The 26,971-nt window shown below is 50.0% G+C and carries 27 protein-coding genes and 1 tRNA gene; 18 read left to right on the plus strand and 10 right to left on the minus strand.

Going from position 1 to position 26,971, the window contains the following annotated elements:
- Window positions 1-33: 33 nt before the first annotated feature.
- Genes KDX31_02700 through KDX31_02710 form a run of 3 tightly spaced genes read right to left on the minus strand, consistent with a single transcriptional unit; the run spans window position 34 to window position 1,242 of the window.
- On the minus strand, window positions 34-252 hold the full coding sequence (locus KDX31_02700; GenBank protein ID UTW03958.1) for a hypothetical protein: 219 nt from the start codon (window positions 250-252) through the stop codon (window positions 34-36).
- A gap of 46 nt (window positions 253-298) precedes the next feature.
- Window positions 299-574, minus strand: a complete 276-nt coding sequence (locus KDX31_02705; GenBank protein UTW03959.1) for an antibiotic biosynthesis monooxygenase — start codon at window positions 572-574, stop codon at window positions 299-301.
- 44 nt (window positions 575-618) lie between these two features.
- The gene (locus tag KDX31_02710; GenBank protein ID UTW05274.1) at window positions 619-1,242 is read right to left on the minus strand and encodes an SAM-dependent methyltransferase; all 624 of its coding nucleotides are present in this window, start codon (window positions 1,240-1,242) and stop codon (window positions 619-621) included.
- Between the two features lie 716 nt (window positions 1,243-1,958).
- On the opposite strand from KDX31_02710, the gene ltrA reads away from it, so the two are divergent.
- Window positions 1,959-3,272 carry a group II intron reverse transcriptase/maturase gene (gene ltrA / locus KDX31_02715; protein UTW05275.1) on the plus strand — a complete coding sequence of 438 codons (1,314 nt, stop codon included), beginning with the start codon at window positions 1,959-1,961 and terminating at the stop codon, window positions 3,270-3,272.
- A gap of 75 nt (window positions 3,273-3,347) precedes the next feature.
- Here ltrA and KDX31_02720 read toward each other — a convergent pair whose 3' ends face one another.
- Window positions 3,348-4,124 carry a hypothetical protein gene (locus tag KDX31_02720; protein UTW03960.1) on the minus strand — a complete coding sequence of 259 codons (777 nt, stop codon included), beginning with the start codon at window positions 4,122-4,124 and terminating at the stop codon, window positions 3,348-3,350.
- 397 nt (window positions 4,125-4,521) lie between these two features.
- On the minus strand, window positions 4,522-6,255 hold the full coding sequence (locus KDX31_02725; protein ID UTW03961.1) for a methyl-accepting chemotaxis protein: 1,734 nt from the start codon (window positions 6,253-6,255) through the stop codon (window positions 4,522-4,524).
- Between the two features lie 377 nt (window positions 6,256-6,632).
- On the opposite strand from KDX31_02725, the gene KDX31_02730 reads away from it, so the two are divergent.
- Entirely contained in the window at window positions 6,633-6,830 is a 198-nt protein-coding gene (locus KDX31_02730; GenBank protein UTW03962.1) for a putative motility protein, read from the plus strand.
- 63 nt (window positions 6,831-6,893) lie between these two features.
- Here the strand turns inward: KDX31_02730 and KDX31_02735 are convergent, their stop codons facing one another.
- The 5 genes from KDX31_02735 to KDX31_02755 all read right to left on the minus strand — a co-directional run bounded on the left by KDX31_02735 (window position 6,894) and on the right by KDX31_02755 (window position 14,261).
- A complete protein-coding gene (locus KDX31_02735) occupies window positions 6,894-10,103 on the minus strand; it encodes an EAL domain-containing protein (protein ID UTW03963.1) in 3,210 nt (1,069 codons plus the stop codon).
- Window positions 10,100-11,044 (minus strand): cytochrome B6, encoded by a 945-nt coding sequence (locus KDX31_02740; GenBank protein ID UTW03964.1) that lies wholly within the window; start codon window positions 11,042-11,044, stop codon window positions 10,100-10,102. Before KDX31_02740 ends, KDX31_02735 begins: the two co-directional genes overlap by 4 nt.
- A 291-nt stretch (window positions 11,045-11,335) precedes the next feature.
- Complete coding sequence (locus KDX31_02745) at window positions 11,336-12,007, minus strand: LUD domain-containing protein (protein ID UTW05276.1); 672 nt, start codon at window positions 12,005-12,007, stop codon at window positions 11,336-11,338.
- Window positions 12,008-12,027: 20 nt separating this feature from the next.
- Entirely contained in the window at window positions 12,028-13,446 is a 1,419-nt protein-coding gene (locus KDX31_02750) for an iron-sulfur cluster-binding protein (protein UTW03965.1), read from the minus strand.
- Window positions 13,447-13,457: 11 nt separating this feature from the next.
- A complete protein-coding gene (locus KDX31_02755; GenBank protein UTW03966.1) occupies window positions 13,458-14,261 on the minus strand; it encodes a (Fe-S)-binding protein in 804 nt (267 codons plus the stop codon).
- Window positions 14,262-14,445: 184 nt separating this feature from the next.
- On the opposite strand from KDX31_02755, the gene KDX31_02760 reads away from it, so the two are divergent.
- The 16 genes from KDX31_02760 to KDX31_02835 all read left to right on the plus strand — a co-directional run bounded on the left by KDX31_02760 (window position 14,446) and on the right by KDX31_02835 (window position 26,966).
- Window positions 14,446-15,144, plus strand: coding sequence for a FadR family transcriptional regulator (locus KDX31_02760; GenBank protein UTW03967.1), 699 nt, complete (start codon window positions 14,446-14,448; stop codon window positions 15,142-15,144).
- 72 nt (window positions 15,145-15,216) lie between these two features.
- On the plus strand, window positions 15,217-15,966 hold the full coding sequence (locus KDX31_02765; protein ID UTW03968.1) for a TIGR01458 family HAD-type hydrolase: 750 nt from the start codon (window positions 15,217-15,219) through the stop codon (window positions 15,964-15,966).
- 156 nt (window positions 15,967-16,122) lie between these two features.
- Window positions 16,123-18,039, plus strand: coding sequence for a threonine--tRNA ligase (gene thrS / locus KDX31_02770; GenBank protein ID UTW03969.1), 1,917 nt, complete (start codon window positions 16,123-16,125; stop codon window positions 18,037-18,039).
- Between the two features lie 16 nt (window positions 18,040-18,055).
- Window positions 18,056-18,604: a translation initiation factor IF-3 gene (gene infC / locus KDX31_02775; GenBank protein UTW05277.1), complete on the plus strand. Its 549-nt coding sequence runs from the start codon at window positions 18,056-18,058 to the stop codon at window positions 18,602-18,604.
- Window positions 18,605-18,707: 103 nt separating this feature from the next.
- Window positions 18,708-18,902: a 50S ribosomal protein L35 gene (rpmI, locus tag KDX31_02780; protein UTW03970.1), complete on the plus strand. Its 195-nt coding sequence runs from the start codon at window positions 18,708-18,710 to the stop codon at window positions 18,900-18,902.
- 40 nt (window positions 18,903-18,942) lie between these two features.
- Window positions 18,943-19,296 carry a 50S ribosomal protein L20 gene (rplT, locus tag KDX31_02785; protein ID UTW03971.1) on the plus strand — a complete coding sequence of 118 codons (354 nt, stop codon included), beginning with the start codon at window positions 18,943-18,945 and terminating at the stop codon, window positions 19,294-19,296.
- A gap of 87 nt (window positions 19,297-19,383) precedes the next feature.
- Window positions 19,384-20,367 (plus strand): phenylalanine--tRNA ligase subunit alpha, encoded by a 984-nt coding sequence (gene pheS, locus KDX31_02790; protein ID UTW03972.1) that lies wholly within the window; start codon window positions 19,384-19,386, stop codon window positions 20,365-20,367.
- Window positions 20,368-20,438: 71 nt separating this feature from the next.
- The gene (gene pheT, locus KDX31_02795) at window positions 20,439-22,829 is read left to right on the plus strand and encodes a phenylalanine--tRNA ligase subunit beta (GenBank protein ID UTW03973.1); all 2,391 of its coding nucleotides are present in this window, start codon (window positions 20,439-20,441) and stop codon (window positions 22,827-22,829) included.
- Between the two features lie 18 nt (window positions 22,830-22,847).
- Complete coding sequence (ihfA, locus tag KDX31_02800) at window positions 22,848-23,144, plus strand: integration host factor subunit alpha (GenBank protein UTW03974.1); 297 nt, start codon at window positions 22,848-22,850, stop codon at window positions 23,142-23,144.
- Entirely contained in the window at window positions 23,131-23,493 is a 363-nt protein-coding gene (locus tag KDX31_02805) for a MerR family transcriptional regulator (protein ID UTW03975.1), read from the plus strand. The genes ihfA and KDX31_02805 overlap by 14 nt, the downstream gene beginning before the upstream one ends.
- Window positions 23,494-23,583: 90 nt before the next feature.
- Window positions 23,584-23,660 (plus strand) — tRNA-Pro (locus KDX31_02810).
- Between the two features lie 718 nt (window positions 23,661-24,378).
- A complete protein-coding gene (locus tag KDX31_02815; protein ID UTW03976.1) occupies window positions 24,379-24,957 on the plus strand; it encodes a hypothetical protein in 579 nt (192 codons plus the stop codon).
- Window positions 24,958-25,055: 98 nt separating this feature from the next.
- Complete coding sequence (locus KDX31_02820; protein ID UTW03977.1) at window positions 25,056-25,541, plus strand: hypothetical protein; 486 nt, start codon at window positions 25,056-25,058, stop codon at window positions 25,539-25,541.
- Window positions 25,542-25,627: 86 nt separating this feature from the next.
- Window positions 25,628-25,810, plus strand: coding sequence for a hypothetical protein (locus tag KDX31_02825; GenBank protein ID UTW03978.1), 183 nt, complete (start codon window positions 25,628-25,630; stop codon window positions 25,808-25,810).
- Between the two features lie 495 nt (window positions 25,811-26,305).
- Window positions 26,306-26,500 (plus strand): hypothetical protein, encoded by a 195-nt coding sequence (locus tag KDX31_02830; GenBank protein UTW03979.1) that lies wholly within the window; start codon window positions 26,306-26,308, stop codon window positions 26,498-26,500.
- Window positions 26,501-26,597: 97 nt separating this feature from the next.
- The gene (locus tag KDX31_02835) at window positions 26,598-26,966 is read left to right on the plus strand and encodes a hypothetical protein (GenBank protein UTW03980.1); all 369 of its coding nucleotides are present in this window, start codon (window positions 26,598-26,600) and stop codon (window positions 26,964-26,966) included.
- Window positions 26,967-26,971: the final 5 nt, after the last annotated feature.

The following is a 26,971-nucleotide window of genomic DNA, read 5'->3' on the forward strand; positions in this document are numbered from 1 at the left end:
CCGCTTTGGCGGGTGAGGTGTAGGGCTGAAACTCTAAACACCGGATTCGACCATGCTTTTTATCTTTACCGCCTTTTCAAAATGATCGAGTTGGTGGGTTTCAATCCACCACCTTGCCGCTTCCATCAGAAGCTCTGGGTGATCATTTTTATTCTTAAAGAATGCGTAAAATGAAAGGCCCACATTTTCGCCTTTCTGTTGTATTTTTTGCTCGCAGACTTCACGAATATTATCTCTCAGCTCATCTCTCACTGTTGGAATTCCTTTCTCGCAGACGCTGTCTGGTCTGGTTATACGTTTACTCAACGATTTGGTAGTGCCTTTCAACATTCGCTGTTATCCGGCCCCAGCGCGAGCTTTTGACTCTAACCTGATGCGCTTCGAACGCCGCTTTACTCGAAAACTCTTCGTATACGTCGAAACGATTCTGGTTACTTTCATGGGGAGTGACTTCGAACAGCAAACATCCAGGCTCCTTGCGGGTGAGTTCACAATGAAGGGGCAGCTCTCGTTTAACCGTTTCCAGGTCCATACTTTGAACAATAATGAAGCCTTTAATCACAACCTTTGGCATTGGCGTCTCTCCATCGGAAAGCAGGAGTGTACTTGAGCAATTTGTTACACGGCATGTGCTATCAACATATCGGTAGCCCCTCTTTGAAACCGGTAATCAACAGTCTGAAGCGATGTCCGAATCCCGGCAGCTTCCAGTGCTTCGATGACCGCCGAGAGGTGTTTTGACGGCTTGCTGTCCAGCGACAGCAAAGGGTATACCCGGACCTCTGCTGCAGCTCGACAGAGCTCTTTCATGCCCTGTATATGCTGCTCTAAATCGAAATGTTCGCTGTACAGGAACAGGAAGTGAGAGCACAGCGCCAACTCGAACTGTTGGTCTTGAAACGGGAGGTTTGGAAGCGAAGCACTGATATACCGGCCTGCTTCCAATCCTGAATCGTAGTCAGACAGAAACCGCTGCATCGCCGCCATGCGTACCTTACCCAACTCCGCAACGTCTTTGATGCTTTCCCAGATATAGCTGTCTGCATTTTGCTCCATCTGACTCATGATCTGAGGATATACCTCTTCGATACGCGATCTGATCTGCTCGCTTGAGAATTGGTAGACAGGATCAACAGAGATCACATTGCCGCCACGTTGAGTCAGTTGCGCATTGAAGCATGCCGGTCCATCACCACAACCAAGTAGACGCTTTTGTAAGTCATCTTCCGACAGGGCGAAGATGGAGCAATATTCCTCGAACGACCGCCCCCATGGGACAACATTATCCAGCTTCACTGCTGACTCTCCTTTATGACGTGTAACGCCTGCCTCAACTGCCGGAGGCTACTGTCACCTTTTGTGCGGGGTTTTGCACAAAAGGTGACAGTGGTCGGAGGTCAGATTGCAGGCGCTTGTGTACGCCCAGCATGGGCATGAACTAATGAGGTGAAAGTCCTCTGTAGGAAGGTCACCATCCATAGCGATTTATAATCGTTATTAGATGTTAACTACTAGCGAATGGCAAGGGCTTAACCGCGAGGTTCGGTCTGGAGGAAGCCGCTAGCAAAACTGCGTGCTGATGAACAAAAACATCATATGAGGCGTAGGCTGGAGGCGAGTCAGCACAAGATGACGAAGCCATGTGATCTAACGGCCACCGTAAATGATGCAGCAGTGCAGCGAAAGTTCATGCTCTTATCTGGGGAGATCTGCTTAACCGGCGATCGATAAATTACCAGTTCTCAGCCACTGGTTTCAACAGGCTCGGCAAGCAGGCCCCATCACCCTGCTTGAGCAAAATGATGAAAATCGATAGCGCTTGGCAGGGTAACCTGCTGAGTGATTAAGCAGAAGTCAGCAGACGGCGTAGTAGCCAAACGCCCAGCGTAATGGCTGGGATAGGGTGAAGGCCTGAACATTTGTATAAAGGAGGAGCCTTGTCACACTTGAACACACGAATGCCGACCGGCAGTGACGTAACTCAGCGTCGTGTCAAGAAGCCAGCCTTTAGCCATGATCTATTCGAACAGGTACTGCAAAGAGATAATCTGCAGGCTGCATGGAAGCGAGTTCGAGCCAATAAGGGGGCTGCGGGAGTGGATGGGATGACCATTGATGAATTCCCCGCATGGGCGAAATCAGGCGAATGGAAACGGGTGGTAAATGAACTGGAAACAGGACGCTATCGCCCCTCACCGGTCAGACGGGTTGAGATAGATAAACCGGATGGCGGTAAACGCCAACTGGGTATCCCAACCATCACAGACCGTGTGATCCAGCAAGCCATCGCCCAAGTCCTCACGCCCATTTTCGACCCGGAGTTCTCAAACCATAGCTATGGTTTCCGTCCGGGCCGAAATGGGCAACAAGCGGTTAAACAGGTACAAGGCATCATCAAGGAGGGACACCGCATCGCGGTGGATGTTGATCTCTCTAAGTTCTTTGACCGGGTGAATCATGACCTGTTGATGACGCTCCTGGGTCGTAAGATCAGGGACAAGCGTTTGCTCAAGTTGATCAAGCTCTACCTTCGAGCTGGGGTTATCGATAACCAGTTGTTTAGGGAAAGCCGAGAAGGTGTTCCACAGGGTGGCCCCTTATCGCCACTACTGGCGAATATCATGCTCGACCCGCTAGACAAAGAATTGGAGAAACGCGGTCACAAGTTTGCTCGTTACGCCGATGACTTTACCATTCTGGTAAAGAGTCAGCGAGCGGGTGAACGCGTATTGCGCAGTATCAGCCAATACCTGCAAAACCGTTTAAAGCTGGTCGTTAACTCGACCAAGAGCCACGTCGTTAAAACCAGTGATAGCAAGTTTCTGGGATTTACGTTCCAGAAAGGTCGCATTCAATGGCATGCGAAAACGCTGCACAAGTTCAAGCAGCAGGTTCGACGATTAACGAACCGTAACTGGGGTGTATCGATGCGATACCAACTCTTCAAGACCAGTCAATTTATACGCGGCTGGATCAATTACTTTGGCATCGCCAATTGCTATCAACTCTGTGTCGACCTGGATCACTGGATACGGCGCAGAGTCAGAATGGCTTACTGGCGACAGTGGCGAAAACCACGCACCAAAGTCAGAAACCTGATGAGGCTGGGCGTTCGAGTTCAGGCAGCAGTTGCGTGTGGCATTACCAGCAAAGGCCCATGGCGCAGTTCAAAAACACCGGGGATAAATCAGGCATTATCCAATGCCTATTTAAAATCTCAGGGGTTGTATGAGTTACGTGATGGATGGATCAAGCTTCACTATGGCAAATGAAACGCCCTGTGCGGACCCGCATGCAGGGTGTTGTGGGGGCTGAGGGTTAGAGACCCTCGGCTACCCGATTAAGTCTTATTTTATGTTTGTACTAAAGCCCACCAATTTCCAGCCTAGACCCTCGTATACGTATTTTTGCTCAAAATACACCTGACTTGGTTCGGTTGGATAATGGCCAGTAATAACTAAAACGCCATTTTCATCAATACTGGGCTTGGTCTTGAATTGTGGGCTGTAATTATCCAAAACTGTTAGGTCAACCCCCACATTGTAAAAAGCTCCAAATGCCTCATCAAACTTTTCAACGGTAAACTCTTGCTGCCATAAATTCGAAACATAGGAATGGAACTTTGCCATACTTTTTTCATTAACTGAGGCGGCAAATACTCGCATAGATCTTGATACGAGCTGAACCTGTTCTTGTTCGGATGGCATTTCTACAGGTGAAGACTCTTCCTGAATCCCAGAAGATGGTTTTTGAAGTGAATATATTTTCCACCCATTTTTACCTTTGACGAAGCTCAATGTAATCGGGACTACACCGCCAGATTCAGTAGTTATAGAGCCAATAAGACTACCGCGACCACCATTTATGGAGCGAGACTCCCAGCTCGCCTCCTTAAATTTGTGAATGAGATTCTTTTGGAGATAAGCCTCTAAATCAGATTGACTTGTATTTGCCTGAAAGTCTTCGGATAGATATGTATATGCCTTGTTCATATCTTTATTTTTTATGGCCGTGAAGAACTCATCTGCCGATGCAACCATGTCCGATGTAAAATAGAAAACAGCTACAATAGCTAAAACAAAAACCCCTACTAACCCTAGTAATATTTTCACTAACTTTTTCATTCCCACTCCTTTAGGTGTGTACGATTGAGGCTTAACATTTTAATTGTGTGCGTGCGCGTTTTGACACCGCAATATTGCGGAGGGGATCGTTGTATCTATTTAAAATGAAAGAGTAATTATGAAGCACGTCGTTTTTCATCCCCTGAAAACACGCCAGCACGGTTTGCTGTGTTTTTTATGGCACGCTTTGTCACTGGCCATATTTCCTATCTGATTGATAATGCACCACTTTACGGCGTTATGCCAGTGTCAAACCGTGCCTGTTTATCAATCGCCTGATGACAAAGCGTGCCGAACTGCGGAGGTTGTTAAAATAGAGCGTGTTGATATACAAGGTCTAACCGACTGACCCGTCAGCGTGATATTTCATAACGGGTTACAGGGTGGTTAGTGTCGGTCAGTGTTGAAACTCTGTTAATTGTTGCCGGAGCGTTTCGGCCATCGTATTGAGGGTTTGATTGATCTGGCGGGAGTCAGCCGCATGGCTTTCTACGTTACTCGCCAGTTGGTGCACGGTCTGAACGTTTTCATCGACGCCGAGTGCGGCTCGTTGTTGTTCGTGGGTAATGATGGCGATGCTCTGATTCATCTCTGAGAGGGCTGTGAGTTTATCCAGGATCGTTATAAGGGAGTTCTCTGCCTGTTTTGACAGTTGCACACCGGCGTCAACCTGAGTACGGTTTTGCTCCAGAGAGCTCATGACCACAGTGGAGCTCTTCTGTAAGGCTTCAACCATATTCTGAATTTCGTTGGTGGAGTTGTTGGTATGCTGAGCCAGGGTTCGGACCTCATCGGCGACCACCGCAAACCCTCTGCCTTGTTCGCCCGCACGGGCGGCTTCTATGGCTGCGTTGAGTGCCAGCAGGTTTGTTTTTCCGGCAATTCCACGAATCACGTCCAGCACGCCACTGATGGCGGCGCTATGTTCCAGCAGTTCAATGACGGTGGTATCAACGGTATCAAATTGTTGTGCTAATTGCTGAATGGTTGTCGAGGTATTCTGGACATCCTTCTGACTGGCTTCGGCCGCTGCCGAGACATCATTGACCAGCTGCAGACTCTGGCCTGTCGTTCTGGATATATCCTCGGCACTGGCTTCAAGCTCAGTGGCTGAGGCGGCGATGCCTTCGCTTTGTTGCTGCTGCTGGATACTCTGTTCATGCGTCCTGACGCTGATCTGATAACCGTCTTCGGCGGTTTGTTGTAATTCTGTGCTCATCGCGCCGACGTCATCCAGGGTTGTGCGCAGTTTTGCCAGAAGCTTCTGTATAGCAACCGACATTTCCTGAATCTCATCCCGGCCATCGACAGAGAGTGTGCGTGTTAAGTCACTATTCTCTTCGATAGAGATAAGTTGTTGCTGCAGCAGTTTCAGAGGGCGGGTAATCGAGCGGATGATAAGCAGTGCAATGATAAATGCAACGGGTACCGAGGCGAGCAACATTAACAGGGTGCTCGATTGAGTGGAGGCGATCTTTTCATCCGATGCTTTGCTGATGCTGGCAACCATGGCGCTGGTTTCAAGGGTTTGTTCCAGTGAATTCAGTACGTTGGAGTTCACCGCTTTAAGGCGGTTCTGGAACAGGTTGGTCAGCGCCAGTAATTGCTCATTTATGGTATTGGCAAGCACGTTGGCATCGGTCACCTCTAAGCTTGCAAGGTTGTCCTTTCCCTGCTGAGAATAGGCCCAGGCGTTAGTCATTAATGCCCGATAGCTGGTCAGATCCGTCAGTATGTTCCGAACAATATTTTGGGCTTCTGCGTCGCTGCTCAATGCAACCAGCTGACTTTTTAGCTTATCCGCAGCCGCTTCGGCTTTATTGAGCGATTCGTAGTATTGGGCGACAGTACCGTCAAAATACCAAAAGATCATATCTGAGAAGGTTTTTTGTATATGCTGCGCCTGCTGTTGCAGTTGCATCGTGTCGGCCTGCAGGTCTATTTGCTCGCTCTGTTTTCCAAGCCTCTGACTCTGCTCGCTGATCGATTGCTGCTGTTGTCTGCTTCCCTGTTTGAGTTGTTGCATCTCTTCCAGTAGAAAGGCGAGCTCTGCTGCCATCACAAGGATAAGGCATATGACTAAGCCCATAATTCTGGTGGTGACCTGGAAACGACGGAGCCAGTTGATCATTGAGTCTCTGAGCCTCACTTTATAGTGTTTTTATTAGAGATCAGACCAACTTAGATAATCGTTAACTGGACGGGAAGTTTGTCGTCATTAAGTCTATTTTGGGCATTTTGTTTATTGCAGGCGTGCCGCAAATTGTGGCTGATGAATGCCCGAGCGTTTTTCAGTCAAGTGTCCGGTATCATTAGAGCAGTACATCGCGTTGTGGTGCCTTATCTGAGGTTAGTAAGCGATAATAATGGGTTATTACGTCATCTGCTTTAGCCCTTTGGAGATAGTAAGGAGAGTTTTCTCAATGGCCGTTTAGTAGGCGCCCGTTATCTGAGATTAAAGTTTTTCAATAACCGCCGATACAGCGGGTATGTTTGAGGGGGACCACTATGGAAATATCAGCAGCATCAGCTTCAGCATATCAACAGTCTCTGTTGCAACACGAGGTTGCTACAGCGGTTGCCGGTAAGGCAAAAGACAATCTTGAACTGCAGGGTGCAATGGCTTTAGAACTGCTGGAAAGTGCGGCGATGACGGCAGTCGATCCCTCGTCTTCTCTGGGGCAGAACATCGACATAATGGCGTGACACTTAAGCTCTGTTGCCGCCTTTAAAATAAAAACCGCCGATGGGCGGTTTTTACATTTTGAATCAGATTTCGTAGTCAGCGGAGGCCTGTGAAGATAAAGAAAACTCTATCTGTCGGATCACCGCCGGAAGCTGTTCTGCGGTTACCGGTTTACTGAGCAGAAAACCCTGAATATTGGCACAGCCTGCCTGATGCAGATATTGAAGTTGTTCCTGAGTCTCAACCCCTTCAGTAATTAGCTCCAGATTGAGACTGTGTGACATCGCGATAATCGCATTGACAAGGGAGGCATCTTCTTTATTGTCAGGCAGATCCCGAACAAAGGCACGGTCTATCTTCAGCTTATCGATAGGGAACTGCTTCAGGTAACTGAGCGATGAATAACCAGTGCCGAAATCATCAATCGCCAGGCTGGCACCGAGCTCTTTAAACTGCTTAAGCCAGGTTACCGCTTCATCAGAGCTATCGAGAAACATGCTTTCGGTTATCTCAAACACCAGTTTTCGGGGATCAGCGCCAGCGTCGTTAATAATTTTTTCAGCCATCTGTGCACTGAATCCCAGTTGCCGCTGGTTGCTGGAGACGTTGACTGATAAACAGAGGTCATCGATCCCCTGTTCCTGCCATTGCTGAAGTTGCTCGCAGCTGCGTTGTAAAACCCACAGGCCGATCGGCTGAATAAGGCCGGTTTCCTCAGCCAGAGGGATAAACGCTCCCGGTCCGATAATCCCGTTGCCCGGCTGATGCCAGCGAATCAACGCCTCAACCGAGACCACTCTGTGAGTCTCAAGGTTGCAGATGGGCTGGTAGTAGAGTTCAAACTCATCCCGTTCAAGCGCCTGTCGCAATGCCTGTTCCATATCGGTCCGGTTCTTAACATGCTCGCGCATCTCGGCATTGTAAAACTGGTATTGATTGCGGCCTCTGTCTTTCGCAAGGTACATCGCCATATCCGCATTACGCAGCATTGAATCACCGTTGCCAGCATCGCTGGGGTAGCAGGAGATACCCACACTGGCGCCGATATAGAGCGTTCGTCCCGCCAGTTGGAATGGCGGACTCAGGATCTCTATCACCCGTTGTGCTGTCAGTGATGCATCATCCGGCTCAGCAATATTCTGCAGTACGATAACGAACTCATCGCCACCGAAGCGGGTCAGCAGGTCGGTATCGCGGATCACTGACGCGAGCCGGATGCTAACCTGTTGCAGCATCTCATCACCAACCGAGTGCCCCAGGGTATCGTTAACCGCTTTGAAACGGTCAAGGTCGATAAACAGCAGGGCACAATTGCTGCCGGTCTGATCGCAGTGTTGTTGGATCCGTGCCAGTTCCCGTTTCAGCATCGTCCGGTTTGGCAGGTCGGTGAGGGCATCAAAGTTTGCTTGCTGGCGAATCTTCTCTTCGGCGTCTTTGCGCTGAGTCATATCAGAAAATACGGCAACATACTGTTCCAGCGTGCCATCGCTGTTTCTGACAGCGGCGATCGATAGCCACTGAGGATAGACCGAAGCATCGCGGCGTTTATTCCACACCTCGCCTGACCAACTGCCTTCTTGTTCCAGTGTTTGCCACATCTCCTGATAAAAGGAGTCTTTCTGCTTGCCTGACTGGAACATCTGGGGCGTTTTGCCGATCACCTCTGCTGCTGTATAGCCGGTGATTTCGGTGAACGCGGGATTAACAGAGATAATCCGGGCATCCGGTGTGGTGATAATGATCCCTTCGTTGGTGGTTTCAAACACTGCCGCATTCATCCTCAGCTGCTCTTCGGTTGAGCGGCGTTCAGTAATGTCCTCTTTCACGGCGACAAAGTGGGTGATTTCGCCACTGGGGTCCCGGACCGCTGAGATGGTTGCCGATTCCCAATAAAGCGTGCCGTTTTTGCGTCGGTTCAGAAAGGTTCCCTGCCAGGCTTTGCCATCCAGCATCTGTTGCCACATATCCTGATAGTTGATCGGGGATATATCGCCTGAGCTGAATATGCTGGGGCTCTTGCCGGTCACTTCATCCAGGGTGTAGCCGCTCACCTGTTCGGCTTTAGGGTTAATGTATTCAATCATGCCGTTGATATCGGTAATAACAACAGCCGCTGGGTTTTGCTCCAGGGCCCGGGAAAGTTTTCTTAACTCCTGCTCCCTCAGCCGGGTCTCGGTAATGTCGACCCTTACCCAGACCTCGCCGCCTTCATTGGTCGGGCTGTTACTGCACAGGTAGTAGTTGCCATTGTCTATTTTCTGTACAATCCGCAGGTCAGAATCAACGTCTTGCTGATAGTTGCATTTAGCGTCAATGGCCGTCTGTATTTCATCCTTGTGGATGCCGGGCTTCAGAAGGTGTGCAATCCAGGGGTAATAGCTGGAAAAGTTTCGATTGCTCAGAATCAGGCGGTTGCCGGCATCGAACAGGGCGAACGCTTCTTTGATGTTATCGACACCATCTTTCAGGCGAATGCGGGCCTGTTCGGTCTGTTGATGTGACCGGGTAAGTCGCAGATATAGAAAGGTCAGTAGCAGTATCAGCGCTGTGGTCAGTCCGATTAGCATCGAATTGAAAAACTCAGTCTGTTGGGCAACCTTATTACGGTAACTCAGATAGCTGCTATAGAGCTGGTTAAACGCCGTTTTATTAGGGACCTGCTTATATTCAGCCAGTAGTTGGGTCAGCTGGGTTTGTGCAATAAGGTTTGCCTGTATATGAAATTTCAGATCGGTGATACTTTCAGAGCCGTTTTCAACCAAACTATTCAGCTGGTTTTTAATCGCCAGGGCATCCAGATCGCTTCTGAATATATGGTACTGATAAAACAGATTAACGATCTCTTTGGCTCTGGCAATACTGGCGCCAGGGTTCTCTTCAATCCGCCTGAGCAGCATTGGCATATAGTTCAAACCGTTACGGACAGTAGCCGCCACGGTTTTAATCCGCTCAGCCAGCTGCGCCCGTTGATCAAGCGTATGGCGATATTGTCTGAGTTTCTCAGTCAGTTGTGCCGGAAGCTCGACAAAAAGACTGGCAGTATCCGGATCGGTCTCCTGCCGTTTCAGTTGTCTGGTCAGTCGTACGATCTCATCATAATTTTGTTGCTGCATCGAACTGATCAGCAGCACTTCCAGATCAAGGGCGTTATCCAGCACCTGAAGCTGTAACAGAGCTTCAGAGCGTTGCTGGCCAGACTGAGACTTGTTGTCATGCAGTAGATAAAACAGGAAAGCCAGCAGCATGATTGCCACAGCCGATGTGAGATAGAGCCGGGTTTTGAACCAGGTCATCGGTTCAGCTCCGGATGATTGCCTTGCAGGGATTCGATAAAGCTGCTGATCGCTGTGATATGTTCAGCAGGAATCTCGCGGCCTAACTGGAAGCGCCCCATGATTTTTATGGCGCTTTCCAGTTCTTTCACAGAACCATCGTGGAAGTAGGGGGAAGTCAGTGATGCCAGGCGAAGACTGGGAACCTTAAACAGGTATCGGTCTGCGGTATCATTGGTTGCGCTGTACCGACCCAGATCGGTCTCGGTCAGTGAGGTGCCCCGCTCACTGAAATAGTCTGCGATATCTTTTACCGCCCCGAAAGGGGCATACATATTACCACCCACGTTGGTGCCCTGATGACAGCTGATGCAGCCATAGGATTTAAACAGGCGGTAGCCAGTTTTCTGTTCATCACTCAGGGCCGATTCTTCACCTCTGAGCCATCGGTCAAACGGCGCATTCAGTGTTAACAAGGAGCGTTCAAACTCGGTGATGGCATCGCGGATATTAGCCTCATTCACGCCATCAGGGTAGAGCGCTTCAAAGCGTTGTCCCATCGCCGGGTCCTGACTTAAACGACTCACGATTAACGGCCAGTTGGCGTCCATTTCGACCGGATTGTGAACCGGCCCGTTAACCTGTTCAGTCAGATCGGCTGCGCGCCCGTTCCAGAACTGAACAAAGTTAAGGCTGCTGTTGAAGACTGTTGGCGTATTTGCAGTGCCCGGTTCACCCCTGACACCCACGGATACCTTGGCATCATCAGCTCCGCCCTGTTTCAGGTTGTGGCAGCTGGCACAGCTGATGCTGTTATCAGAGGAGAGCCGCGGATCATGAAACAGTGTTCTGCCGAGACTGACTTTATCCGGATTGAATCGGTTGTCGGTGGGGACTGGGCTGATCGGCTCTGAACTCAGGTTCATCGCGAAGACCGGCGTGCACAGCAGTAAAAGTGACATTACAGCTGTCGGGATAATGTGTCGATGGAACTTGTGCACCTGATGGCACTGCTTAAAAGCCTGCACAAAAGCATTCCTGTAGTATAAGTATGGTTATTAGGCCGGGAGGTATTAGTAACTCATTTTTGAGCATTTAACCATTACGTCACTACTCAGATCGGTGTGATGGATCAGTGTTTGCGTCGGTAGCTGGAAGACCGGGGGCGGATCAGGAAAGAACAGGGCGTTCAGAGCGCCCTGTTGTATGGGAGGGGGCGTGCTGACCGCTTTCCGGGTCAGCACATGTTTTTCTTAATCGTTAATCAGCAGAATGATCAGTTTTTTCGGGCCGTGAGCGCCCATCTGCAGTTTTTGCTCAATATCGGCACTGCGCGACGGTCCGGTAATCATATTCACGGTACGTGGCATGGTGTTACCGAATTTCATCCGGAGTTTTTTCCAGGCCTCTTCGTAGACGCCGACAATGGCCGAACGGTGTAGTACCACCAGGTGATTATCCGGCAGAAAGTTCAGCGTGGTAGGACTCTGCTCTGCGGAATGCAGCATCAGGGTTCCGGTCTCCGCGATACCGGCAAAGCTGAGGGTCAGACTGGCGATATCACCGGCCTGTGCCACGCCCTCGGTACGAATTATCTGCTGTTGTTCCAGCGGGCTCCAGTCCAGCGCAGTCAGTTCTTTATCACTGGCACTGACCAGCTGTTTGAAACCATTACTGGAGAGCCAGTCAGCACAGGCGCTGGGAACCTGATCAAAATGGTCGAGTTCGATCAGTTCGGCGACCGCTTCCGTTGCCATCGCTTTAAACAGTTCCACCTGTTCAGCAACGGGCAGTTGGGCCCGCTGTGGAATCAGGTTGTCCGCTCTGGCGGCGAGTCGATTCTCGACGGCTTGACGTCGCTGGCTGTCATTCTCGCTGCCGCTCAGTCCCCGGCGAATATTGGCAAAAATCTCTGCACGGCTCATGGCTGTGTTGTTCTCTGCGCTCATGGCTGCTCTCCGGTTTTCTGTTGTTCTTTCCAGGCCTGCATAAATGTTTTGCCCTGTGGCGCAGGCATATCACGCCAGTCGGTCCAGCCGCCGGCCAGTGGTAGTTTCTTTATCCGGCCATTTTTGCCTGCCCAGGTTTTCATAACCCAACTGGCCATGCGGGTGTATGGCTTATAGAGTGCCGGGCGTTTGGCCAGAAATGCCCAGCCAGCCAGGCCGTAACGGGCTGCTTTGGGTTGCAGGTGTTTCTCGAACTCATCTTCACGCCAGTGGCGCATCAGTTTTGGTAGCGGTATTTTCACCGGGCAGACCGATTCACACTTGCCACAGAAAGTAGAGGCGTTGGGCAGCATGCCGCCTTTTTCGATACCGATCATCTGCGGTGTCAGTACCGAGCCCATCGGGCCAGGGTAAACCCAGCCGTAGCTGTGACCGCCGACTGCGCCATAGACCGGGCAGTGGTTCATGCAGGCGGAACAACGGATGCAGCGCAGCATATCCTGAAACTCACTGCCGACCATCTCGCTGCGGCCGTTATCGACCAGCACTACATGGAAATTCTCCGGTCCGTCCTGATCGCCTTCACGGCGTGGCCCGGTGGACAGGGTGTTATAGACCGAAAACTCCTGACCGGTGGCTGAGCGTGCCAGCAGACGCAGAAATAGCGTCATATCTTCAAGGGTTGGCACCACTTTTTCAATTGAGGTAACCACGACATGGGTTTTCGGCAGGGTCTGGGTCAGGTCACCATTGCCCTCGTTGGTGACAATGATGGTCGAACCGGTTTCAGCAACACAGAAGTTGGCGCCGGTAATGCCCACGTCAGCGGCAACAAACTTTTCCCGCAACACTTCCCTGGCTTCCTGCATCAGCACCGCCGGATCCATGGATTTTTCCCGGTGATGGTTGGCATGGAACGCTTCAGAGACATCTTCCAGGTTGAGGTGGATGGCTGGGGCAATAATATGGCTGGGGTGATCGTGGCGCAGCTGCAGGATATATTCACCCAGATCGGTTTCAACCGGTTGCACGCCGTTGGCTTCGAGAAAATCGTTCAGACCGATCTCCTCTGTCACCATCGATTTACCTTTGGTGACGGTTTTTGCATCCACCTGCTTACAGATATCGAGAATGATCCGGTTGGCATCATCGGCGGTCCGGGCCCAGTGGACATGGCCGCCATTCTCGATCACTTTGCGCTCGAACTGCTCCAGATAGAGGTCCAGGTGTTCAAGAATATGGTTTTTCAGGTCGCGGCCCTGATCCCGGAGCTGTTCAAACTCGGGCATCCGGCTAACGGCAATGGCACGTTTCTCCGGGAAACCGGCTTTCAGGTTGCCCAGTGCCTTTTGCAGATTTTCATCGGCCAGGGCATCGTGGGCGCGTTGTTTAAAGAACGGGGTATTAATTTGCATCGTCTCGCTCCTTAAAGCTGTTGCGCCAGATCATAATCGGCTTCGCCAATGGCGGGTGTATCGGTCATACCGGCTAAGACTTCGACAATATGGCGGGCTTCGACCTGTTTGCCTTCGCGTTTCAGCTTGCCGGCCATATTCAGCAGGCAGCCCAGATCACCCCCCAGTACGGTATGAGCATCGGTGTTGCTGATGAATTCAGTTTTGTTGGAGACCATCCGGTTGGATATTTCCGGGTATTTAACACAGAAAGTGCCGCCAAAACCGCAGCAGGTTTCAGCTTCCTCCATCTCTTCGAGCTCCACTCCCTGAACCTGCTGAAGCAGTTGCCGGGGTTGCTGTTTGATGCCCAGTTGTCTCAGGCCGGAGCAGGAGTCGTGATACGTCACCTTATGGTTAAACTGTAACTGTTGCAGTTGTTCCTGCAGGCTGTCCATGCCGATCACATCGAACAGAAATGAGGTGATCTCAAAACTGCGGCTTTTCAGATCCAGAGCCCGCTGGTAATAGCTGTCAGAGGGGGCAAATACCTCCGGATAGTAGTGCAGCATACCGATACAGGACCCCGACGGCCCGACGACATACTCATAGCCGTCAAAAGCATCGATGGTCTGGCGGGCGATATCCGCAGTGGTTTTACGATCACCCGAATTGAAAGCGGGTTGTCCACAGCAGGTCTGTCGTTTCGGAACTTCTGCATGGCAACCTGCCTGCTCCAGTAGCTTAACCGTTGCGAACGCGACGGAAGGGCGGAACATATCGGCCAGACAGGTGACAAACAGGCCGACTCGTGGCCCGGAGGATATATTTGGCATTGGCTTTACCATCGTTATTGTTATCGACTCGGTGAGCCGCGTCAGAAACAGATTCTGGCGCTGCTTTTTAACGTTTCATTTTGCATTGATGCTATGCAAGATAGTTAATGAACGCCGGGAAAGAAATGCTACACTGATAACTGGTCTGACCAGGAGGGCGGTAAAACCGCAGGATTGATACCCGATGAATCAAACTCTGAGCGAAATCCTGTTACAGCAACTGAAAGAAAGTTTGTTTACCGGAGAGCTGTTGCCGGGTGGCGAACTGGCGTCGCAGCGGCGGATGTCTGAAGCCCTGAGGGTGTCCCGTTCAACGGTGCGTGAAGCGGTGGGACAACTGGAAGCGGAAGGCTATATTGAGATTAATCATGGCGGCAAAACCCGGGTGAAAAATCTCTTGGAACCCTACTTTGATATGCCCGTCGGGGAGGGCGCCGCACTGGGGGATAATCCTGAATTTCAGCGTCAGGTGCTGGATGTCAGGGCGATGCTGGAGGGCGAAGCGGCATTCTATGCGGCGACCCGAGCCACCGATGCTCAGCTAAAAGCGCTGGATGAAGAATATCGTAAGATGCAGCAGCGGGGGCAGCGGGAAACGACGCTGGAAAAGGCTAAGGAGGATCTGCGTTTTCACATGATGATCGCTGAATCATCCCATCACCTGCTGATCATCAGTTTTAGTCAGCTGTTTTATACCCGTTTCTTCAATGCGATCTATGGGGTGCTGACCCGCACCCTGAAAAAGTATGGTCGCTATCCTGACGGTATTCGTTCGCAGCACAGTGCGATTCATCAGGCGATTATGGCCCGCAATGCTGAAGCTGCACGTACTGCGGCCACCGAACATATTCTCTATACCCGCAGGCATCTGGAAAACGAATGACAGCGTCCGATCTTTAGCTACACTTTTTAGCAGATGAGATTTCCTGAATGACGTTTAACGGAGGTGGTCTGCGTGCTGAGTGGGATTCGAGCATTACTACTGGATATCAGTGGCGTGATTTATCAGGGCCGCCAGCGAATAGAGGGCGTGGCTGAAACGCTGGATAAAGCCCGTCAGAAAGGGCTGACTATTCGCTTTGTCACCAATACTGCGAGCAAGTCTTCTGAACAGATTATCCGGGAATTACGGGGGATGGGGATCAGTATCGATCCGCAGGAGTTGTTTACGGCGCCGCAGGCTGCCCGCGATCTGATTGTTGAGCGTGGACTGCACCCCTATTGCCTTCTGCCTGACACTATCGCGGCAATGTTTGATTGCTTTGTGCCGGAACAGGCCGATGCGGTGCTGCTGGGAGATGCCCGTGAGGGGCTCAATTTTTCGACACTGAATCAGGCCTTCCGGTTATGTCAGTCCGGAGCACCGCTGATCGCTATCGGTATGAACCGCTATTATATGTCGGATGACGGGCTACAGCTGGATGCCGGGCCTTTTGTCAAAGCGCTGGAGTGGGCGGCAGGGACAGAAGCACTGGTGATGGGCAAACCGGGCAGGGCGTTTTTTCTGCAGGCCGTCGCGTCAACCGGCTATCAGCGGCACGAGTGTCTGATGGTCGGGGATGATGTCGATGCGGATGTGCTGGGAGCCCTGAATGCCGGCGTGCCGGCGGTATTGGTTCGCACCGGCAAATACCGGCCTGAGGATGAAGCAAAGTTAGCCCCGGGTTCCCGGGTGATCGATAGCCTGGCGAATCTGTTTGATTAATCACGCTCTGCCTGAAATTCATCGTATTGAAATAGCTTTATACCCCTGTATCCGGTAAAATATTGCGCCTTTATGCTGTTACCTGGTTTGTAACAGCAACAAAACTTTATGTGTGGCCTGTGGTACTGGTCAGCACTGAGCAGATAGGAATAGACAATGCCTGTAGTTACCCTTCCTGATGGCAGCAAACGCGAGTTTGCCAATGCCGTTACCGTATTTGATGTTGCCGCTGATATTGGCGCCGGGCTGGCTAAAGTAGCCCTGGCCGGCAGAGTGAATGGTGAGCTGGTGGATACATCCCACACCATTACTGAAGACGCTGAGCTGGCAATTATCACCCCCCGTGATGAGGACGGTCTGGAGGTGATTCGTCACTCCTGTGCTCACCTGATGGCGATGGCGGTACAGCAACTGTTCCCGACGGCTCAGGTGACTATCGGTCCGGTGATCGAAGACGGTTTCTACTACGACTTTGCTTACGAGCGTCCGTTTACACCCGAGGATCTGCAAAAGATAGAAGCGCAGATGAAGGAACTGGTAAAAGCCAACTACCCGGTGTCCCGCTCGCTGATGAGTCGCGATGAAGCGGTTAAGTTGTTTGAAGAAAAGGGTGAGAAATACAAGGTTGAGTTGCTGGAATCGATTCCAGGTGACGAGAACCTGTCATTCTACTCGCAGGGCGACTTTATCGACCTCTGTCGGGGGCCGCATGTACCTTCCACCGGTCACATTAAAGTCTTTAAGCTGATGAAGCTGGCAGGCGCCTACTGGCGTGGCGACTCCAATAATGAGATGTTGCAGCGGATCTACGGTACCGCCTGGGGCGATAAGAAAGACCTTAAAGAGTATCTGCACCGTCTGGAAGAAGCTGAAAAGCGCGATCACCGTAAACTGGGTAAGCAGCTGAACCTGTTCCATCTGCAGGAAGAAGCGCCGGGTATGGTGTTCTGGCATCCGGATGGCTGGAAGCTCTACCAGACGATTGAACAGTACATGCGCGCTAAGCAGCGTAAGCATGATTATGATGAGATTAAAACGCCACAGGTAGTCGAACGGTCCCTGTGGGAGAAGTCCGGGCACTGGGATAAGTTTTCTGAGGAGATGTTTACTACTCACTCAGAGAGCCGCGATTTCGCCATTAAACCGATGAACTGCCCATGTCATGTGCAGGTGTTCAATCAGGGGCTGCGTTCCTACCGTGATCTGCCACTGCGTCTTGCTGAGTTTGGCTGCTGTCACCGGAATGAGCCGTCGGGCGCGCTGCATGGCATTATGCGGGTACGTGGTTTTGTTCAGGATGATGCGCATATCTTCTGCGCTGAAGATGATATCCAGAGTGAAGTTGCCCGGTTTATCGACTTCCTGCATGAAGTCTATGCTGACTTTGGTTTCACTGAAGTGATCTACAAACTCTCTACCCGTCCCGAAAAGCGGGTCGGTTCTGATGAAGTTTGGGATAAGGCTGAGAAAGCTCTGGGCGATGCCCTGGATGCTGCGGGTCTTGACTGGGCTGAGCTGCCTGGCGAAGGCGCTTTCTACGGGCCTAAAGTTGAGTTCTCACTGAAGGATTGTCTCGGCCGTGTATGGCAGTGCGGTACCATTCAGGTCGATTTCTCCATGCCGGGTCGTCTGGGTGCCCAGTTTGTTAATGAATCCGGTGATCGTGAAACACCGGTTATGCTGCACCGGGCTATTCTGGGTTCATTTGAGCGCTTTATCGGTATTCTGATTGAGAACTTTGCTGGTGCTTTGCCGACCTGGCTGGCACCCAAACAAGTGGCAATTTTGAATATTACCGATAAACAGGCGGATTATTGTCGCGAACTTGAAGAAAAACTCACAGAACTTGGATTCTTTGCATCTGCGGACTTGAGAAATGAGAAGATCGGCTTTAAAATCCGCGAGCACACAATTCATAAAGTTCCTTATCTGCTGGTAGTCGGCGATAAGGAAGTTGAAACCGGTGCTGTGGCAGTACGTACCCGCACCGGTGAAGATCTCGGCACATTGTCGATTGAAGAGTTTTGCGAGCATCTGAGGCAGGATGTTGCCCAGAAAGGCCGCAAAGAATAATTAATAGATTGGAGATATAGCTATCAAGCGAGATAACAGAAGAGGGCGTAATGAGCGGAATAAGCCGCCTATAAATGAGAATATCAGCGCCCGCGAGTGTCGGTTGATTGGTCCAGATGGAACACAGATAGGTGTAGTACCTATTAAAGACGCCCTAGAGGCGGCACAAGAAGTTGGCCTTGACCTGGTCCAAATTTCTGATTCTGATCCTATCGTCTGTAAAGTGATGGATTACGGTAAGTTCCTTTACGAGAAGAAGAAAGAAGCGAATGCTGCGAAGAAGAAGCAAACGCAGATGCAGGTTAAGGAAGTAAAATTCCGTCCTAATACGGAAGTAGGGGATTATCAGGTAAAACTACGCAACCTGGTACGTTTCCTAGAAGGTGGCGATAAGGTCAAGGTAACACTACGTTACCGCGGCCGTGAAATGGCACACCAGGAGTTAGGCATGCAGCTATTAAACCGGATTGAAAAGGATCTGGAAGAGCTGGGTGTCGTTGAGCAGCGTCCGAAAATGGAAGGCCGCCAATTGATCATGGTCATAGCTCCGAAAAAGAAAAAGTAGTCTGACATAAGCGTAAAACCCGTGCTGACTCACTGCGAGTTAAGTACGGGTTTTGTTGTTTATCCGGATGAAAGATAATTAACGAATGCGTGGGGATTTAGTAATGCCTAAAATGAAATCTTGCAGCGGTGCTGCGAAACGTTTTAAAAAGACTGCTAATGGCTTTAAGCACAAACAGTCTTACACAAGCCACATCCTGACTAAGAAAACGACTAAGCGTAAGCGTCAGTTGCGTCCAATGCTGCAAGTTGCAGCTGCAGATCAGAAACTGATCCGCCGTATGCTGCCTTACATCTAAGTCGTAGTAACCACAAATTCTAAGTTAGGAAGAAAGAAATATGGCACGTGTAAAACGTGGTGTTATCGCACACCGTCGTCACAAGAAGATCCTGAAAAAAGCTAAAGGTTACTACGGCGCTCGCAGCCGTGTATTCCGTGTAGCAAAACAGGCTGTAATTAAAGCTGGTCAGTATGCATACCGCGACCGTCGTCAGCGTAAGCGTCAGTTCCGCGCGCTGTGGATTGCTCGTATCAACGCTGCTGCCCGCATCAATGGTCTGTCCTACAGCCGCTTTATTGCTGGTCTGAAGAAAGCATCTATCGAGATCGATCGTAAGGTGCTGGCTGATCTGGCTGTTCACGAAGCAAATGTATTTGCTGCTATCGTTGAAAAAGCTAAAGCTGCACTGTAAGACACCTTTACCTATAACAGGGTAATAACTGATCGTTTAATAGGGGAAGGGTGCAAACTCTTCCCCTATTTTTATCTGGAGCGGTAAATGGAAAACATTGAAATCCTGCTTGAGCAAGGCAAGCAGGCTGCAGAACAGGCAACAAGCGCACAGGATCTCGATCAGGTGCGGGTTCAGTATCTGGGTAAGAAAGGTCATCTTACCCAGCTATTGAAAGGTCTGGGCGCACTGAGCGCAGAAGAGCGTCCTCAGGCAGGGGCGAAGATTAATGAAGCGAAACAGGCGCTGCAGGATGTGCTCAATGCACGTAAGGCAAACCTGGAATCTGCAGCACTGGAAGCTAAGCTGGCTGAGGAGACCATTGATGTCACTCTGCCGGGCCGCGGTCAGTCACTGGGCGGCTTGCATCCGGTGACGAAAACCCTGCAGCGGATTGAAGAGTTCTTTGCCCGGATCGGTTATTCCGTGGCTGAGGGGCCTGAGATCGAAGATGATTATCATAACTTCGAAGCGTTGAATATTCCGTCACATCACCCGGCACGGGCGATGCACGATACTTTCTACTTCAATGCCAACACCCTGCTGCGGACCCACACCTCAGGTGTTCAGGTGCGGACCATGGAAAGTCAGCAACCGCCGATCCGGATTATCTGTCCGGGCCGTGTTTACCGTTGTGACTACGATCAGACTCACTCGCCGATGTTCCATCAGGTGGAAGGTCTGATTGTCGATAAAGATATCAGCTTTGCTGACCTCAAAGGCACGCTGGAACAGTTCCTGCGTGAGTTCTTTGAAGAAGATGTCAAAGTACGTTTCCGTCCTTCGTATTTCCCGTTTACTGAGCCCTCGATCGAAGTCGATATCGACCGTGGTGATGGTAAATGGCTGGAAGTACTGGGCTGCGGTATCGTGCATCCGAAAGTGTTTGAGTATTCCGGTATCGACCCGGAGCAGTACACCGGTTTTGCCTTCGGTATGGGGGTAGAGCGTCTGGCGATGCTGCGTTATGGCGTTAATGACCTGCGCCTGTTCTTTGAAAACGATCTGCGCTTCCTGAGTCAGTTTAACTAATTAACCGGTTGAACTGATCAGAAGCGGAAACGTCGTTTAAAAGTTGTTAAGAATTTTCGGAAAACAGAATTATGAAATTCAGTGAAAAGTGGTTACGTGAACTGGTAGACCCTGCCACAGATACTCAGGGAATTGCTGATCAGATTACCATGGCCGGTCTTGAGGTCGATGAGATTGTACCGGTTGCCGGTCAGTTCAGTGGCGTTGTTGTCGGTGAAATCCTCTCTGCCGAACCGCACCCTAATGCCGACAAGTTGCAGGTCTGTCAGGTTACCGATGGCAGCGAAACCTTTCAGGTTGTCTGCGGAGCACCGAACGCCCGGGGCGGTCTGAAAACCGCCTTTGCTAAAGTGGGTGCAGTACTCAGTGGCGCAGATGGCAGTGATTTTAAGATTAAAAAAGCAAAACTGCGTCAGGTCGAATCCTACGGCATGCTCTGTGCCGATGACGAGCTGGGGATTTCCGATGATCATGGCGGCATTATGGAGCTGGCTGGCGATGCGCCGGTAGGAACCTGTCTGCGTGAATACCTGAGCCTCGATGATGCGGTTATTGACGTAGATCTGACCCCTAACCGCGGTGATTGTCTGTCGATTACCGGTCTGGCCCGCGAAGTCGGTGTACTCAATAAAGCATCGGTTAGTTTTGTCGAGGCTGAGGTTGTGGCTCCGACAATCGACGATACCTTCCCGATTACGCTGGAGGATCCCGAAGGGTGTCCTCGCTATCAGGGACGGGTGATCCGTAATGTAAATATGGCCGCTGAGACTCCGCTGTGGATGGTTGAGAAGCTGCGCCGTTGCGGCATCCGCTCTATTGATCCGGTTGTCGACGTAACAAACTACGTGTTGCTGGAGCTGGGTCAGCCGATGCATGCCTTTGATCTGAATAAACTCAGTGGCGGTATTGTAGTGCGTAAGGCTGCTCCGGGTGAGAAGCTGATGTTGCTGGATGGCAATGAGGCACAACTGAACGACAATACCCTGGTGATTGCGGATAACAAAAAAGCAGTGGCAATGGCGGGCATCTTCGGTGGTGAAGAGACTGGCGTAACTGCTGATTCTAAGGATATTTTCCTGGAATGCGCTTATTTCAATCCAATCAGTATCGCTGGCCGTGCCCGTTCATATGGTCTGCACACCGATGCGTCTCATCGCTATGAGCGTGGTGTGGACTGGCAGTTGCAGCGCAAGGCGACTGAGCGGGCGACCCGGTTGTTGCTGGATATCGTTGGCGGTGAAGCCGGCCCGGTAATCGAGGCGGTGTCTGAAGCGTATCTGCCTGCGGCTGCGACCGTGACACTGCGTCAGAGCAAGGTGAATCAGGTACTGGCATTTGAGATGCCGGCGCTGGAGATCGAAGAGATTCTGACCCGTCTGGGTATGACGCTTGAGCGTAGCGGTGACGGTGAGTGGACCGTGGCGGTTCCCTCATACCGTTTTGATATCAGTATCGAAATCGATCTGATCGAAGAGCTGGCACGGGTCTATGGTTACAACAACCTGCCGGTTAAGGTGCCGACCGCTGAACTGAATATGATCGCTGACGATGAGTCTGAAGTAAGCCTTAAAAGCGTACGCGCTCAGTTAGTGGGGCGGGGCTATCAGGAAGCGGTGACTTACAGCTTTATTGAGAAAGGTCTGGCGGCGCAGTTTGATGACAAGCATGAAGCTAAGGCGCTGGCGAACCCGATCTCTGCTGAGATGGCGGTGATGCGCACGACGATCTGGCCGGGGCTGGTTAAGGCATTGCAGTATAACCAGAATCGTCAGCAGTCTCGTGTCCGTCTGTTTGAAACCGGTCAGCGTTTCCTGCCGGAAGGCGAGCAGCTGATTCAGGAAAACGTGGTTGCAGGCCTGATCTGCGGTCCGCGTCAGTCTGAAGGCTGGAGCGCTGACGCCGCCTCTGTTGATTTCTACGACCTGAAAGGTGACGTGGAGTCTCTGTTGGCGCTGGGCGGCTGTTCAGAGCAGTTCAGCTTTGTCGCCGAGCGGCATGTGGCGCTGCATCCGGGTCAGTCGGCTGCGATTAAACGTAATGGTGACACGGTTGGCTACATGGGCGCGCTGCACCCTGAGCTGATTAAGAGTCTGGGGCTGAGCGGTCCGGTATTCCTGTTTGAGATCGTACAGGCAGTTTTACTGGATGGTGGTTTGCCACGTTTCACCAGCCTGTCTAAGTTCCCTGAGAGCCGTCGTGACCTGGCACTGCTGGTAGATGAGTCCGTTGCCTTTGCCGATATTCGTGCAATTGCACAGCAGCAGGGAGGGGAATACCTCAAGGCTGTGACCCTGTTTGACGTTTATCAGGGAAAAGGTGTCGAACCTGGTCAAAAAAGCATCGCTCTGGGCTTGACCTGGCAGCATCCTTCGCGCACTCTTAACGATGAAGAGATCAACGAAGTCATTGATTTTGTTGTGTCTGCACTGAAAAATGAGTTTGGTGCTACATTAAGAGTTTAATCGACAGGGGTGATTCTGATGGGCTCTTTGACTAAAGCGGATATGGCTGAGCGCCTGTATGAAGATCTGGGGCTGAACAAACGGGAAGCAAAAGAGATGGTGGAAGCCTTCTTTGATGAGATCCGAATGAGCCTGGCTGAGAATGAGCAGGTAAAGCTCTCAGGGTTTGGCAACTTCGACCTGCGTGATAAGCGCGAGCGTCCGGGGCGCAACCCTAAAACCGGCGAAGAGGTACCGATCTCTGCACGCAGAGTGGTAACCTTCCGTCCGGGGCAGAAACTGAAAGAACGTGTTGAGGCTTATGACGGAGACTGATCTGGTCTCGGATGATCTGCCTGCTATACCCACAAAGCGCTACTTCACCATTGGTGAGGTGGCGCGTTTGTGTGACCTCAAGGCGCATGTCCTGAGGTATTGGGAGCAGGAGTTTGAACAGATATCTCCGGTAAAACGTAGCGGGCGTCGTTATTATCAGCGTCAGGATGTGCTGATTATTCGGCAGATTCAGGGGCTTCTGCATGATCAGGGCTATACCATCAGTGGTGCCCGGCAGTGGCTTAATGGCGATCAGGCGGTGGACGATACTGCCCGCTATAAGCAATTGATTCGACAGACGATTACGGAACTGGAAGATATTCGTAAGCTGCTGAAATCAGTGAAATAAAGTTGTAAGAAACTTCACAATAGCCCTTTTCAGAAGGGTTTGGTTGGCGTAATATAGCCACCTCCTAAAGAGACCTCGGTCTCACAGTGTCGGGATGTAGCGCAGCCTGGTAGCGCACTTGCATGGGGTGCAAGGGGTCGTGGGTTCAAATCCCGCTATCCCGACCATTTATTCAACTTAAAAGCCTGCTTACTGCAGGCTTTTTTGTGCCTGTTATATGCATTGCTGAAGCGGGATTTATTCGCAACGCTGTTGCTCCCCTTCGGGCCGTTGTACCAGTACAACGTTGTCTCGTTTCACTTGCCTGACTCAGCCGAGCGAAGCGACGAGTCAATCTCGCTATCCCAACCAATTATTCAACTTATATTATTGAACATAGAAGCCTGCTTGCTGCAGGCTTTATTGTGTCTGTTTTTCTGCCATAAAGACTGATATTTTCAAAGTCTGTTCTGTTCGATAGGCCAGGCCATTGATGCGGATATGGTGGCGAAGTTGCTCAATAAAGCGAGTGGGTTTGTTGGGTATCTTGTGTCTAATGTCATCCATGACTGAATCTCTTTTAACTGTTTTTATATACAGTAGTTTGCAGGTCCTTATATGTCAATTATCCCAATTCAGGGGACCCCCTTTCCCTTGAACACTGAAAATAATGAACTAACTCTTTGATTTAATGGGGTATGGATATTATGATTCAGGCAAGTTTATGGCAGGGACGCAGCCACAACAGGCACTATAATTCTGTAAACTGCCTCTCGTAATTCTTGCTAACCTGCTGATATATAAAATGAATTTGAATTTTGGCCTGCCGAATTCTCAGGCTTATAGTGCCTGGGAGTTATAGTGCCAAACGGCACTATAACTAGCTGTTAACGATAAGGAGAAATCATGAAATGGATGCCAGCTATTCCTACCGACAATTTATATAAATTTTGTGCTATATCTGGGATGTGGATGTTTTTCGGTCTGGTTGTTTTATATACGTGGATTGTTGCCATAACCATACAAATAGAAAAAGAAGGAAGTGCATCAACCTCTTACTATTCTTCACTTATTACTGTAAGCGATATAGAGAGAAGGCTTGATTCAATCGAAAAGGGCTTGGAAAAAGAGAATAAACTTGACTGGACTTCAACAGAATGGGACATCGATCAGGAAAAGAATTTTCTTGAACACGCTCTTAAAAATCACAGAAAGAGCATGAAGCTCAATGAGTATGCGATTAACTCTGATACTGGTGAGCAATTAAATCTGATTAAGCGCCCAGCAGTATATATACCTGGACTACTTTATCTAGCTCTGATGTCTTTTCTTTTAGTTATTGGATTTTTCCGTTGGAAAACCAAGATCCAAGACATCGACTTAGAAATCAGAAAGGTTGAGTTAGAGACCAAGAAGAGAGCACTAGTAAAGTTAGATCTGGAGATTCGGAATCTGAATAGTAAGCGACGACACTGGTCTCGTTAACAAACGCATGAAATATCGCGCGCTTAAATTCACCGCTTCGCGGTGCGCGCTGGACTCGCAACAAGTTGCTCGCCATTTATGCGGGCGTTAGGTGATAAATGAGCCTCAAGAAAATATTCGTAATAAATTTGGTGCTGGGCATTTTTGTTTGTTTGGCACATATTCCAGTAGTTGCTTTGAAGCTCAGCGGGGCTAGTGGTTTTGAGTCTGTAAATCTTTGGCAGGTTTTACCCCTAATCCCTTTTGATCTAGTACTCTTATTGGGTGCAATCGCGGCTCTAGCTGGTTCTGATGAGCGTAAGTCCAAAATATTGCCAGTGCACGCCGTAATTTTTGGGTTACTTTCTGCCCTTATTGTAGGCATGTTGCTTTGGTTCGTTTTGCTCGGCTTTCCAGAGGGTAACTTCAGTTGGTCTCCGGGCTTTGGGGCTGCACTGGTAGGTTATTCAGTGCACGTATGTAAGCGAGCCTTTTATCAGGGCACTAGTAAACTTATGGCTAATGCAGGCTGGTACTCAGCAGGCATAGTCTTCTTTTTTGAGCTGGTTTTAATGTACAAGTTCTATGTTGTGCACTTCACCTAACAAGCAAAGGCAGCATCGCCCTGCGGGCTGGACGCGCTAACGCGCGCCGCTGCTTTGGGCGTTAGCTGTCAATTGAGGTATCGAAGTTGAACTTAAAGGAAATGTCACCTCTAGAACTTGTGGAATCACTACAGAAGTATCCTGTAGATGAGAACCCTGAGACGCATCAAAGTATTAAGGCTGAAATTGAATCGAGAAAAAAGCAGCTTGATAATAAAGCTAAAACTGGCGTATCAAACGGTGCTGGTAAGGAATGCCTTGTCTCTTGAAGAAAAGAAGGCTAATTGGTACAGGGATTACCCTTGCCCTTTCTCTCATGTTTGGTTGGCAAATACTATCTGGCCTACGTGATCCTGTTCAAGCCTCCGCAATTCTTGGTGTTGTTCTTACGAGCTATATCTACTCAACCCTTAGAATTGAGTTGCTCCTTAAAGACCAGAAGACTTTAGAAAGTTTAGAGGCCGCGCAAACAAATGATGAAGTTAAGTGCATTACTAAAAGCTCAGTATTGCAAAAGGTAATAGTTACTTGTGCATATGTAGGTTTAGGCGCTCTGTATGTTTTCGCATAGCCAGCTAACAAGAAAAGCCATTTCGACGCGCCCTGCGCGCAACTGCTTTAAGCGTTAAGTGCATGAGAGAGCGATGAGAAAGTTTCTATTGCTGTTCATGGGTATAGTCTTGGTCCATTTTGTCGTAACGTATGGGCTATTGATTTTTCGTACTTATGAAGAAGTAAGTGTGATAAGGGGAGAGGCGCTCCATATGAGCACTTCGGGCGATTTGGCTGCAAATGTTGCTAAATTTTTATCACAACCTCTAATTAACATTCAGGCTGTCCAACCTGATCCTACAGATGCGCTGCAAACATTTTCATTTATGTTAGGTAATTCAGCGATCTGGGCGGCAGCTATTTCGATGATGTGCTTATGTCGTATAAAGCGCTTAACAAACCGCTGAAATTCGTTACGGCCACAGAAAGCGTGGCCTTCACTAGGACTCGCTTCGCTTGCCTTCTAGCGGGGCGTTATGTGCTAACTAAGAACGACTTTCGATCATGAAATTTAGATATTTAGGATGGTTTTTTCTGTTTCCTGCTCTAGCCGGGGCCACCTATGAATACTTCAACTTAGTCCGGTCTATAGATTCTGAGAAATTACAATTTGTAAGTGGGGAAGTTTCAGCTCTTCGCACATACAACGGATTTTCATCCTTTGAGGTTGAGGGTGTGGTATTTCGAATGCAGTCTTTTACTCCCTGCATTGATCAGCGCAAAAATATTCGAGATGATTTAGAAGTGAACATTAAATTTAAGTTGATACCAAGGTGGCCAGGAACTTTTGAAAGCTATGGCTGTATTGTAGAAATCGAGTATATTGGTGAAGTACAGAGTAAGCGCACTGGTCAGATGTCCCGTGGCACATAACACAT

Origin of the sequence: Amphritea atlantica, from assembly GCA_024397875.1 — a bacterium.
Classification (GTDB): domain Bacteria; phylum Pseudomonadota; class Gammaproteobacteria; order Pseudomonadales; family Balneatricaceae; genus Amphritea; species Amphritea atlantica_B.

Coding starts and splice junctions, on each gene's coding strand:
- KDX31_02735 (UTW03963.1), bottom strand. CDS start 10,103: ATGACCTGGTTCAAAACCCGGCTCTATCTCACATCGGCTGTGGCAATC.
- KDX31_02720 (UTW03960.1), bottom strand. CDS start 4,124: ATGAAAAAGTTAGTGAAAATATTACTAGGGTTAGTAGGGGTTTTTGTT.
- KDX31_02725 (UTW03961.1), bottom strand. CDS start 6,255: ATGATCAACTGGCTCCGTCGTTTCCAGGTCACCACCAGAATTATGGGC.
- rplT (UTW03971.1), top strand. CDS start 18,943: ATGGCACGTGTAAAACGTGGTGTTATCGCACACCGTCGTCACAAGAAG.
- ltrA (UTW05275.1), top strand. CDS start 1,959: ATGCCGACCGGCAGTGACGTAACTCAGCGTCGTGTCAAGAAGCCAGCC.
- KDX31_02750 (UTW03965.1), bottom strand. CDS start 13,446: ATGCAAATTAATACCCCGTTCTTTAAACAACGCGCCCACGATGCCCTG.
- pheS (UTW03972.1), top strand. CDS start 19,384: ATGGAAAACATTGAAATCCTGCTTGAGCAAGGCAAGCAGGCTGCAGAA.
- KDX31_02830 (UTW03979.1), top strand. CDS start 26,306: ATGAGCACTTCGGGCGATTTGGCTGCAAATGTTGCTAAATTTTTATCA.
- rpmI (UTW03970.1), top strand. CDS start 18,708: ATGCCTAAAATGAAATCTTGCAGCGGTGCTGCGAAACGTTTTAAAAAG.
- KDX31_02745 (UTW05276.1), bottom strand. CDS start 12,007: ATGAGCCGTGCAGAGATTTTTGCCAATATTCGCCGGGGACTGAGCGGC.
- thrS (UTW03969.1), top strand. CDS start 16,123: ATGCCTGTAGTTACCCTTCCTGATGGCAGCAAACGCGAGTTTGCCAAT.
- ihfA (UTW03974.1), top strand. CDS start 22,848: ATGGGCTCTTTGACTAAAGCGGATATGGCTGAGCGCCTGTATGAAGAT.
- KDX31_02705 (UTW03959.1), bottom strand. CDS start 574: ATGCCAAAGGTTGTGATTAAAGGCTTCATTATTGTTCAAAGTATGGAC.
- KDX31_02835 (UTW03980.1), top strand. CDS start 26,598: ATGAAATTTAGATATTTAGGATGGTTTTTTCTGTTTCCTGCTCTAGCC.
- KDX31_02815 (UTW03976.1), top strand. CDS start 24,379: ATGAAATGGATGCCAGCTATTCCTACCGACAATTTATATAAATTTTGT.
- KDX31_02755 (UTW03966.1), bottom strand. CDS start 14,261: ATGCCAAATATATCCTCCGGGCCACGAGTCGGCCTGTTTGTCACCTGT.
- pheT (UTW03973.1), top strand. CDS start 20,439: ATGAAATTCAGTGAAAAGTGGTTACGTGAACTGGTAGACCCTGCCACA.
- KDX31_02805 (UTW03975.1), top strand. CDS start 23,131: ATGACGGAGACTGATCTGGTCTCGGATGATCTGCCTGCTATACCCACA.
- KDX31_02730 (UTW03962.1), top strand. CDS start 6,633: ATGGAAATATCAGCAGCATCAGCTTCAGCATATCAACAGTCTCTGTTG.
- KDX31_02760 (UTW03967.1), top strand. CDS start 14,446: ATGAATCAAACTCTGAGCGAAATCCTGTTACAGCAACTGAAAGAAAGT.
- KDX31_02740 (UTW03964.1), bottom strand. CDS start 11,044: ATGTCACTTTTACTGCTGTGCACGCCGGTCTTCGCGATGAACCTGAGT.
- KDX31_02820 (UTW03977.1), top strand. CDS start 25,056: ATGAGCCTCAAGAAAATATTCGTAATAAATTTGGTGCTGGGCATTTTT.